At 40.7% G+C, this 11,595-nt stretch carries 7 protein-coding genes and 3 pseudogenes; 8 read left to right on the top strand and 2 right to left on the bottom strand.

The window, feature by feature from the left end; genetic code table 11:
• Window position 1 precedes the first annotated feature (1 nt).
• From F0475_RS03170 to F0475_RS12030, 6 genes and pseudogenes are all read left to right on the top strand, one after another.
• A complete protein-coding gene (locus F0475_RS03170) occupies window positions 2-1,255 on the top strand; it encodes a restriction endonuclease subunit S (protein WP_155715324.1) in 1,254 nt (417 codons plus the stop codon).
• 279 nt (window positions 1,256-1,534) lie between these two features.
• Complete coding sequence (locus F0475_RS03165; protein ID WP_155715323.1) at window positions 1,535-5,161, top strand: type I restriction endonuclease subunit R; 3,627 nt, start codon at window positions 1,535-1,537, stop codon at window positions 5,159-5,161.
• Window positions 5,162-5,227: 66 nt separating this feature from the next.
• Window positions 5,228-5,362, top strand: coding sequence for a hypothetical protein (locus F0475_RS11920; protein WP_262885070.1), 135 nt, complete (start codon window positions 5,228-5,230; stop codon window positions 5,360-5,362).
• A gap of 126 nt (window positions 5,363-5,488) precedes the next feature.
• The gene (locus F0475_RS03160) at window positions 5,489-6,898 is read left to right on the top strand and encodes a DUF2130 domain-containing protein (RefSeq protein WP_155715322.1); all 1,410 of its coding nucleotides are present in this window, start codon (window positions 5,489-5,491) and stop codon (window positions 6,896-6,898) included.
• A 48-nt stretch (window positions 6,899-6,946) separates the two neighbouring features.
• The gene (locus F0475_RS03155) at window positions 6,947-7,357 is read left to right on the top strand and encodes an ASCH domain-containing protein (protein WP_155715321.1); all 411 of its coding nucleotides are present in this window, start codon (window positions 6,947-6,949) and stop codon (window positions 7,355-7,357) included.
• Window positions 7,357-7,560, top strand: a pseudogene (locus F0475_RS12030) (TaqI-like C-terminal specificity domain-containing protein); the annotation flags it as partial. The gene F0475_RS03155 and the pseudogene F0475_RS12030, both read left to right, overlap by 1 nt.
• Here the strand turns inward: F0475_RS12030 and F0475_RS03150 are convergent.
• Window positions 7,559-7,807 (bottom strand): annotated as a pseudogene (locus F0475_RS03150) (TaqI-like C-terminal specificity domain-containing protein); the annotation flags it as partial. The pseudogenes F0475_RS12030 and F0475_RS03150 overlap by 2 nt on opposite strands.
• Window positions 7,808-7,854: 47 nt before the next feature.
• Here F0475_RS03150 and F0475_RS12020 point away from each other — a divergent pair.
• Window positions 7,855-7,920: pseudogene (locus tag F0475_RS12020) on the top strand (hypothetical protein); the annotation flags it as partial.
• Window positions 7,921-7,986: 66 nt separating this feature from the next.
• Window positions 7,987-8,205 carry a hypothetical protein gene (locus F0475_RS11810; protein ID WP_234422938.1) on the top strand — a complete coding sequence of 73 codons (219 nt, stop codon included), beginning with the start codon at window positions 7,987-7,989 and terminating at the stop codon, window positions 8,203-8,205.
• A gap of 27 nt (window positions 8,206-8,232) precedes the next feature.
• Here F0475_RS11810 and F0475_RS03140 read toward each other — a convergent pair whose 3' ends face one another.
• Entirely contained in the window at window positions 8,233-11,580 is a 3,348-nt protein-coding gene (locus tag F0475_RS03140; RefSeq protein WP_155715320.1) for an Eco57I restriction-modification methylase domain-containing protein, read from the bottom strand.
• Between the last annotated feature and the right edge of the window lie 15 nt (window positions 11,581-11,595).

Raw genomic sequence — 11,595 nt, 5'->3', positions numbered from 1 at the left:
TATGAAAAAATACGATGAGTATAAGGATAGTGGAGTGGCATGGATTGGGGATGTGCCGAAGCATTGGGAGGTGAAGCAGCTAAAATGGTTGTTTTATAATTTGGATAATCTTCGCGAACCAATATCTGCGGATAAAAGAGAACGAACTAATCCTCAATATGAATACTATGGTGCATCTGGTGTAATAGACAAGATTGATTATTATAATGTTGATGATAGGGTTCTCTTAATAGGAGAGGATGGAGCTAATCTCGTATTTAGGAATCTACCATTAATATATAAGGCAGAAGGAAAGTTTTGGGTAAATAACCACGCACATATATTAAAACCTATGAAGAATGTCGATTATGGATATATGTACTACACATTAGAGGCTGCTGATTACTCAACTTTTATTACAGGTTCTGCACAACCTAAATTAAGTCAATCAAATTTAGAATTACAGACTCTTCCTGTGCCACCTTATTACGAACAAGTCTTTATTGCAACCTATCTTGATACACACTGTGCAAAGATAGATAACCTCATTTCTATTCAACAAAAGCGTATTGCTCTACTCCAAGAACTGAAACAGAGTGTTATCACTCATGCTGTAACGAAAGGACTGAACCCTAATGTCGAAATGAAACAGTCGGGAGTTGAGTGGATAGGAGATGTGCCAAAGCATTGGGAGGTGATGCCTTTAAAGTTTACAGGTACGTTTGGTAATGGCTTGACATATTCTCCTAAGGATGTTGTAGATAATGGTATCTTGGTATTACGTTCATCTAATATTCAGAATTCCTCCTTGTCCTTTGAGGATAATGTCTATGTTAGTAAAGTTTCAAGAGATTTATTGGTGAATAAGGGTGATATTATAATCTGTTCGAGGAATGGTAGTGCAGCATTAGTAGGGAAATCTGCTTTTGTTGATAAAGAACTTAATGCGACATTTGGAGCTTTTATGATGAGATATATTCCTAATATTGAAAAGAAGTATGGATTCTATCTCTTTCAAACAGCAATAGGTCAATACAAGGGCTATTTCTCTACAACAACCATCAATCAGTTAACAAAAACTACTATTGATGAGATTAAAGTTCCTTTAGCAATGGCAGAAGAGCAAGCCGCTATCGCCTCTTACCTCGACCACAAATGTGCTACCATAGATACCTCTATCTCCAACGCCCAACACCAAATAGACCTTCTACAAGAGTATAAGCAGAGCTTGATTACGGAGGTGGTTACGGGCAAAAGGAAGGTAACTGATAACTGACAACATGCCGAGTAAGAACCAAACAGGGGCTTACCACGTAATGAGCAAAGCCCTTGGAAAGGGTTTAAGGACAGTTCTAAGGGCTACAACTTAGGTCTCACTCGGCTGCAACTTGAGTTTCACTTGACTGAAACTCTAATATCAGTAGACTGAAACTTGAGTTTCATAAGTATGAAACTGTCAGAAGGGTGGACCTTTGCCTAATGAAAGTAGAACTGTAGCAGACGTTATATACACAAGAAAGAGAAACGAAACATTGACAATAAACAACAACAAAATATGCTAAATCCTTTAAGCGAAACAACCTTTGAGGCGCATATTGCAAACTATCTTGCAAATAGCGACCTATACAATCAGCGCAGTAGTGCACAGTTTGACATCGAACGCTTGTGCGATGCCGAGATGTTAGAACAGTTCTTACGAGCACAACCCATCGTGTGGAAGAAGCTGTCGCAACACTTTGCGGGGCGAGAGACAGAGACGGTTATCCGTGAGTATAACAAGCGATTAGACCGTGGAGAGAGTATCTTGAACATCATGCGCAAGGGCTTCACGGTGAGTGGGGCGAAGGTGAAGTTCTGCCAGTTTAAGCCTACGTTGGAAGGCGAAGGAACAGAAAACTACAGACTTTATCGTGCCAATCGGTTTAGTGTGGTGCGCCAGATGCGCTACTCCATGGGAGCTGACAGTGGTAACGAACTGGACCTGTGTATCCTCTTGAATGGTATACCCCTCTTCACCTTCGAGCTAAAGAATGAAGGAACAGGGCAGAACTACACGCACGGTATAGCCCAGTATCGCACGCAACGCAATGCCGAGAACCGAATGTTAAGAAACTGTCTGGTGCACTTTGTGATGGATAACCAGTATGTCTTTATGACTACCAAACTGAACGGAGAGGGAACAACCTTCCTGCCTTTCAACCGTGAGACAGTGAATCCGACGATAGAAGGCGACTATCCAACAGCTTATATGTGGAGAGACATTCTGCAAGCCGACTCCCTGCTCGACCTACTGTTACACTTCATCAAACGCTATGATGAAAGTTATGAAGACCGCAACACAAAGGAGATGAAGAGGCGCACGGTGGTAATCTTTCCACGTTATCATCAACTAAGAGCTGTACACAAACTGCGTCGGTTGGTTGAAGAAGAGGGAGTAGGACATAACTACCTCATACAACACTCGGCAGGAAGTGGAAAGACGAAGACCATGGCATGGCTGGCACATCAGTTTACGAACATGATTGACGCAAATGGTGCAGCAGTCTTTGATAGTATCATCATGGTGACCGACCGCATTGTGCTAAACCGTAATATGGCAGAAGACGTTGTTAACTTCGAGACAACGCTTGGTACGGTGATGGATATTCGTAAGCGTTCAAAGACCTTGGCTGATGCACTGAATGGCAAGAACAGAATTATTATCTCTACAGTACAGAAGTTTGCATACGCCTTAGACTATCTGAAGCATGAACAGCAGAAGCGGTATGCCGTCATCATTGACGAGGCTCACACGGCAGTAGGCAATGAGGCTGCAAAGGACTTAGTAAATGCACTCTCGACGCAGGAAGACTTAGCCCAGATAGAAGACTATAACCCAGACGACTATGAAAGTCCGTTGGATGCGTTGATGGCACAGCAGCAGAACTACCGTAAGATGATGAAGCACATCTCTTATTTTGCTTTCACCGCAACGCCAAAGGATAAGACCTATGCCCTATATGGTAAGGATGGGAAGGAAGCCCACGACCTTTACTCTATGAAACAAGCCATCGACGAGAAGTTTATCCTTGACGTCACACAGAACTACATCAGCTATAAAACGATGTTTGAGTTGATAGAGAAAGACCCCGACAAGGATGCTGAAGTGCAGTTTGAGAAGAAGAAGGCATTGAAGGTGATAGCTGCAATGTTGGGGAAAGATATGTATATCAAGTCGCGCAAGGCAAGTATGATGGTCGACCAGTTCATGAAGTTCACCATCAATAAGATAAACCATCAGGCAAAGGCAATGGTGGTGTGCGACTCACGACAGTCAGCTGCCGACTACAAACAGATTATCGATAGGATTATCGCAGAGGAATACAAAGGAGAGATAAAGACCCTTGTGGCTTTCTCAGGAGAGGTGACCGACAGCAGCGGTAAGAAATGTACAGAAGCCAACATGAATGATGATGGTGTGACAGACAATGCCATTGCAGAGAAGTTCAAGGAAGACGATTATAAGATATTGATAGTGGCAGAGAAGTTCCAGACAGGCTTCGATCAGAAGCTACTGCACACAATGTTTGTTGATCGCTCGTTGGGAGGCATACAATGTATACAGACGCTCTCACGTCTTAATCGTACTTATTGGCCTTATAAAGAAGACACGTTGGTAGTAGATTTCCGTAATGATACAGAGTCAGTCCGTAAAGCGTTCAATCAGTATTATACCGTTACAACACTGAGTGGAGAAATTGACCCGCAGCGTGTCTACACGATGAAAGAGGATGTAGAGCAATGGAACTTGTTCAGTGAAGAGGAAGTAAATGAGGTATGCGAACGACTGATAGACCCAAAGAAGGTGTCAAGTGTGCCGTCAATCCTGTTAGACATTGTGAGAGAGAGGGTAGCCCCTTTAACAGATGAAGAGAAAGACAGGTATCGTAAGTTGGTTAATCGGTTTGTAAGACAGTATGGCTTCTTAGCACAAGTTATAGACTTCACCGACCCCGACTTGGAGAAATTCTATGTGTTCTGTAAGGTGTTCTATAAGTATTTGCCTTATACGAAAGAGACGCTACCAATGGAGTTAGCGAGCATGATAGACCTTGACAAACTACGCATACAGCTCTCCTACGAAGGAAGCATAAAGTTAGAGGATGAACCAACAGAACTAAAATCGAGCCGTATTGGTGAAGTGGGATTGAAGCAAGAGGACGAGAAGAAGACCATTGCAGAAATACTCAATATGGTGAATAGTCCGTTTGTGGGTATTCTGAATGAGAATGATAAAATCATCAAACAGATATTGGAAGAACTGATGAGAAACCCAGAGCTTGCCGATGCTATCCGTGCCAATAACTCTCGTGATGTGTTGGTGAATATCTGTAGGCAGAAGTTTGATGATACCATCGTAGACCAAATAGAGAAGTATTTCCACCTTAAGGAATTACTTGAGAAGGAGAAAGGTCTTGAACAGATGTTGATTAATAAGATTCTGGATAATCTGGGCTTACAGATATCAGCATCAAGAAATCTTATCTATGATGAGGCTGTGCTGAAGGACAAGATAATAGCAATGATGCAACCAGAGTTTGTGGGTGTCTGCAAGAAGATGAGAGCACTACCAGAGATTGTGGATTGTTTCTTCTTTGTACTGAACACGGTAAGTCTACCTAAGTTAGATGGTATCAACGACCTACTAAAGGAAGGACTAAACAATATCTTTACTGACCCTCATCCAAATGCAGTCATGAGGTATTCTCTCTTTAACTCGTTGGTTCAGAAGTATGAATCTTACTTAAAGAAATTATACTATCTGATAAATGATGATGAGATAGAAGGACAAGGTGGAAGAGACGCCATGTTGGCAGATGCTGTCCATGCCTTTAGGTGTCTATGGAAACTGAAATACGCTACAGATGAAGATGGGAAGAAGTTCTCTTCTTATTTGCAGATGTTGAGAGATTGGCGTAACAATGAAGCGCATAATGCACCTGTCAATACAGCTGCAGATGTCGATGCCGCAATAAAAGTTGTTGTGGCACTGTATCTCTATGTGACAGCATTCTCCATCACCGACCTTGAGAGTGTGGGTCATGACATGGAAGCAAGAAGAGATTGTCCGCTTTATGAGTTGCCAGAGAACGACGCTGTAAGTTATAGTCGGGTTGCAGAAGACGGTCCAGATGATAAGTAGGCGTTGATGGTGATATGATGTCTTCTTTCTGAACTGTTGCAAAGAGCGCAATGGTTCAGGAAGAAGATGATTGACAGTAGGCTGCAGATGGACAGAAACTCCGAACAGATAGTAAGCTATAGTAAGACTAACTTGCATGTTATCATATATATGAATGGTACTAAGCAAGTGGTTACAGGAAAGTTCCTACAATTTAATTGACGTTCCATTATATATATAAAAAAGATAATAAAGGTAAGCAGAAATCTTTATCTATGCAGAAAGGTTGCACTCATGTGTATTACCTTTGCACACGTAACATAAATAATAACTTTAAAGAATAGGATTATGAAAGAACTAAAATGCCCTAAGTGTGGAAATATCTTCAAGGTGGATGAGGCCGACTATGCTTCTATATTGAACCAGGTTAAGACTAAGGAAATCGAAGCTGAGGTGAAGAGAAGAATGACTGAGATGGACGAGCGTAACAAGGCAGAATTGGCGTTGGTTACGACGAAGACCGAGCAGACATTCCAAAATAAGTTGTCGGAAAAGGAGAAGGAATTAGGTCAGAAGGTGGCTGAGATAGAGCGACTAAAAGGTGAGAAAGAGAGTGAGCTGTCTCGACAGAAGTCGGAGATGAATGAGGAGATAGCTAAACTTAAAGCACGGTTAGAAGGGATAGAGTCGCAGAAGACAAGTGAAATGAAGATTGCACTCGCTGAAAAGGAAAAGACGATCAGTGAGTTAAAGTCTGAGATCAGCCAGAGTGGTGACAAACTGCAGTTGGCTGTGATGGATGAGCGTAACAAGGCGCAGCAGGCAGCACAAGAGAAAGAAAACAAGATTGTGATGCTGCAGAACGAGATAGAGCAGGAGAGGAGTAAGGCTCAGCTACATGAAGCAGACTTGCAGAAGCAACATGAGAGAGAGTTGCGGATGAAGCAAGAGCAGATAGACTATTACAAGGAACTGAAGTCGAAGATGTCTACAAAGATGGTCGGTGAGACGTTAGAGCAGCATTGTAGTGATGAGTTCGAACGTTATCTGCGTCCACTGATGCCTAATGCTTATTTTGAAAAAGACAATGATGCCAGTGATGGTACGAAGGGTGATTTCATCTTCCGAGATAGTGAGGATGGGACAGAATACCTATCTATCATGTTTGAGATGAAGAACGAGATGGATACTACTGCCACCAAACATAAGAACGAAGACTTCTTGAAGAAGTTAGATGAGGATAGAAAGAAGAAGGGATGTGAGTATGCCGTGTTGGTCAGTTTGTTGGAGGCAGACAGTGAGCTATATAACAGTGGTATCGTAAATAAGAGTCATGTCTATCCGAAGATGTATGTTATTCGCCCACAATTCTTTGTGACTTTCATCACACTGTTGGTGCAGGCATCGAAGAACGCTTTGGAATACAAGAAGCAACTCATCTTAGCACAGAGTAAGGAGGTGGATGTAACGAACTTTGAGGCAAAGATGGAGGACTTCAAAGAAAAGTTTAGTAGACATTATGAGCTCTATACAAGAAAGTTTGATGATGCGATTAGGGATATAGACGCTACCATATCTAAACTGCAAAAGGTGCGTGCGGAGTTGGTTAGTAGTGAAAACAACCTGCGCCTTGCTACTAAGGATACCGAGAAATTGACCATTCGTAGACTCACAACTAATAACCCAACGATGAAGGCGAAGTTTGATGAGGCTCGGAATGCACAGGCAGCAGTAGAAATCACAGACGACGAGGAATAGGCGTTGTGTCGTTACTGTAGAATCCTTATCTATTAAATACTTGAGAAGATGAAAACATTATCCGTAAGACAGCCATGGGCCTCATTATTAGTGAGCGGGCTGAAAGACATAGAGAACAGAACGTGGGCTCCCAACTATAAGGGCCGCATCTTGATACATGTCTCATCGACGAAAGCTCCAAAGAATTTCGCTGATCGCACCATCTTTAACGTAAACAATGAAATAGAGAACGAACAAATGTTCGGTAATTTCCCTGAGTATGAAGACCTGGAGTACTCAGCAATCATTGGTTATGTAACAGTAAATGGAGATTGCGACGACTCTACTTCGGTCTGGGCAGTACCAGTGAAACATCAATGGCATATAGAGGATGCCTATATCTTTGATGAACCTATTAGAGCGATTTTGTACAGCAGCAGCATACAGCGTGCGATTTCTCCACATCAGATAGTTGGGTAATACTGTCACCTATTGAGCAAAGTATCAAACGCAAGATAGAGGCAGTGGGAACACCATTAAAGGATTGGGATATCCAAATTAATTATGGCATTAAAACTGGCTGTAATGAGGCTTTTATAATATCGACAGAGAAAAGGAAAGAAATCCTTAATAACTGTCAAACTGAGGACGAACGTAAAAGAACGGCTGAACTTATTCGACCCAATAACTAATGCTATCTTGTGTCTCAAACCACTTATTGCTGGTTCTCTTTCGGGCTTTCACTTTCTCACCATTTACAATATGCGTTTTGCCTGTTTGCTCCAACCTTTCAATACCGAAAGAAAGCAGATATTGTTTGATAGCTGGGTATTCATCAATATTGTAATGGCGTGAGGGGAAAGTGGCAATAAGCCATAATTCAGCCCACTCATACCTATATCTCTTAATATCCCTGCCACGCAAAATCGGAGGATTTTTCTAAGCCAAAAATTATTTGGAAGATTATTGGAAGCCGGTTGGCTTTTGCAATAGACAACAATGGTATAATGCTGAACAATGCTTGCTATCTACTAACAGGCAATCATCTAGCACACATCTTAGGATTCTTAAATTCGTCACCCCTAATATGGTACAGTGAAATTACTAATATGAATAAAACAGGAGTCGGTGATGCTCAAGTTGGGGCACAAAACATTATACTCTTTCCTATTCCCTCCACCATAAATGAGGAGGTTGTAGAAATTGTTGAACAGTTACTCAGTACTCCAGCCAATAGTAACTTGAAGCGAATTCTTTCTGAGCGCATATATGCAATATATGGGTTAGATATTGAAGAAATAAGTTATTTGGAATCCTTAAACCTTTGATTAAGCCATTAGCAGGTAGTTTTGAATCTACCTGCTAATAAGTGATTTAATCTCTATTTCTGTAAGACCGTATATTTGAAATGCAAGGTTATCAATTCTTTTTTCTGATGCCAAAGATTGGTGTACTAATACATCTTGTACAAGGTGTATCATTTCGTTTTCTTGTTCTTTTGTTGGATGTGCTATAGGAAAATTCATAACATATTGAGACAACATCCTGAATTGCCTTTCTTGCAATTGGATTACATACAGCTTTACAAGGAACTTTCCTAGTCTTGAGTTAAGTATACCAAGTACATATCTTGGGTCTGTAGTTTCACTACTCATTATGTATGCAGTATTTAAGACAATACACCTATTGTCATCATAAGAATAGCATGGGAATGGGTAACCTTCTTCTGGATTATCGGTTTGTATTTCCATGTATACAACTTTTGGCTTAGAAAAATCCTCCAAATAAGCGCAGTTACGAAGATTATATGGAGTGTCACCTTTATCCGCACGAGTGGAGATTCTGTCCCAATATTGGTCTAAATGTGTCTTTACAGCAGGATAATCGTTGATGTCAATGCGTGGGAGTTTGTTTCTAATGCCATTGTGGGTGTTGATTAAGAATAATCCATTGTCCACATAGCCATATCTCTTTATATCCCTGCCGCGCAGAATTGGTCGAATAAGTTCAGCTGTTCTTTTACGTTCGTCCTCAGTTTGACAGTTATCAAGGATTTCTTTCCTTTTCTCTGTCGATATTATAAAAGCCTCGTTACATCCTGTCTTTATGCCATAGTTGATTTGGATATCCCAATCTTTTAATGGTGTACCGACTGCTTCTATCTTACGTTTGATGCTTTGCTCGATAGGTGACAAGATTACCCAACTATCCGATGTTGAGAAGTCACAAATGGTATCTTGTTGCCGCACAAAATCGCTCAAATTCTTTACGCTATCTTTATTCTGCTTATTGGTAATGGCACAGGTTGTTTTATGCTGGTTATTAGACCTTGAGAAAAGTAAGATATTTGTGTCAACAGTAGCACTCTCAAAGATCTTCACTCCAGCAAAGTCTATAAGTAGCAATGGGTTTGTCTTATTTGCAAAGAAGTCTCTTGTCTTCTCTCCATATCCTGCACGCATCCATTTGTTGGACGTAATATAGCATAAGTGCCCATCCTTCTTCAATAGCTGCCATCCACGTTCATAGAACAGACAATAGATATCACCTTTACGGTCAAAGGTGGAATATCCACACCCTTCATACAGTTTCGCTAATTCTCCACCATTGTTTTGAAGTTGTATGTATGGCGGATTGCCAATAACAATATCGAATCCATTATTAACGCCAAACATCCATTCAGGATCAAAGAACGGACTAACTGCATTTTGGTCGTATGGATTCCATTCTGCAAGTTGTTTGGCATCATCAGATGCAAAATTATTCTCATCAGATAAAAGTTCTATTAGTTTTTTGCGTAAGTCTAAATCCTTCTCTCTTAAGCGATGTTTTGTAGAAGTCGACTTAGCAGAAAAATGTAGATGACGTATCTGATGTAATTCTTTCTTTATTGACTCTATCTCTTCACTTTTAAAGAGGTTTAACTGACGGTCTTCCTTCTTCTTTGCAATAAGTGAGTTTGCTGAAACAAAATTAGTTTCAAGGTTAGGCAATGTTGGGATGCCGAAGTTTGGTTTAGAGGCATCTTTCTCACAATTACATATTAAGGAAATGAAGAAGCGCAGTTTTGTTATCTGTGCTGCAATACTCTGTATATCACTGCCGTATAGGCAGTTCTCTATAACAGACAGTTTGAGTTCATAAATATCTTCATTAGGTGATATTCGTTCAAGGATGTCAATCATTCTGTTGAGCAGTCCCATAGGAAAAGCACCAGAGCCACAAGCAGGGTCAAGTATCTTGACAGCCTTTAGTTTGTCAGCAATCTTTAGATATTCATTACTCTTTGCTTTGTCAAAAGTGAAATCATAAGAGAAAAGTGAACGAACAAAGTCATTGTTTCCCAAATAGGCAATGAGACTTTCATCAACCATATAATTGACTATCTCACGTGGTGTATAGAATGAGCCACTTTGGTTGCGTGCCGTCTCTTTTGTTTCTGGGTTATAGGCACCCAACAAGTTTTCGAAGACTTTACCTAATAGTTCAGGGTCAAGTGCTACCTGCTGTTCCTCAGGTGAGTTCTCCTCAATAGTAAAGTTATATCGGCTCAGAATGGAGAGCAATCCTTTCTCTGGTTCAAAGAAAAGAATGTTCGGAACTACAGCACGATGCTTGTATCGACCATCCGCAAAACGAGCATCATTACGACTGAACCCATCAAAATTATAGCATTGTTCAACACCATCAATATAGCGTGTCTTATCTAAACACTCAAAGAGGCCTCCATTCAAGAACGGAACTTCTGAGAAGAGGTTGACAATTTCCTGTTCGCTGATAGAGAACATTTCAGCGTATCTATATAATGTCTTGACATCTCGTTTAGTTGAAGTGGCAAATTTACGTGTATTGCCCTTCTCGTCCTCAATGGCACAATTCAAGGTAGCAAAGAAAAGATTCTGAAGGATGGCATTGTAGTAGTTTCCAACAGTCGTGCTATATGGGTCGAACTCTTTCAGTATTGTTGAAAGATATTCAATATCAAAGATTCGGTTTGGTACCAATTCCTTCTGTTTGATAAACCATACAAACATAATACGGGTTATCATACGTATAACCTTCTTTTCTACATCGTCCCTATCATCATCTTCCGTAGTTATATTATTAGGGAAGGTTACCTGAGTAGAGTCGTCTATAGCCCACTGATACCACTCAAACAAGTCTTTGTAGAATTGTTTGGTGAGTGTCTCAACAGAAAAGGCTTCGGTGATGTCAGTTAAAGCTTGCTTACTTTCTTTCAACTTGCCAAACTGCTTTATAGCTGTGTGGCATCCACGTCCTTCTCCAAGCAAATAGGTATAACGTTTTGTATCAGTAGATATTTTTTCATATTCTCCCTGTTTGTTGAAGCCCCAAGTCTCGCTTACATAGGAGAAACGTAGTATGCTTTCATTCTTGCGATAGCAGAACATAAAAGCACCTGCATGATTGGTGCGCCAGTCCGTGGTGAGCATATCACGAATGCCACGCCGATTACGCTCAATGTCTACATTGTCTGCAAGTTCTACTTCGTAAATGGCAATAGTCAAACCATCTGACAATTTTATGTAACCCAAGTTTAATGCTTCTTTAGCCAAATGACTGCTTACATGAACCTTTCCTGGACTATTATGAAAAGTAACCTTGTTCAGGAATATGTCATGAAGCAGTTGCTGCCATGATTCACGGTTATATTTTGATTCAATAATCTCTTTGTAATTCATTGTTCGATATTTGAT

This window comes from Prevotella vespertina (assembly GCF_009728485.1).
GTDB classification, from domain to species: domain Bacteria; phylum Bacteroidota; class Bacteroidia; order Bacteroidales; family Bacteroidaceae; genus Prevotella; species Prevotella vespertina.
Note: the sequence above shows the minus strand (reverse complement) of the source record. Positions and strands in the feature narration are given on the sequence as shown.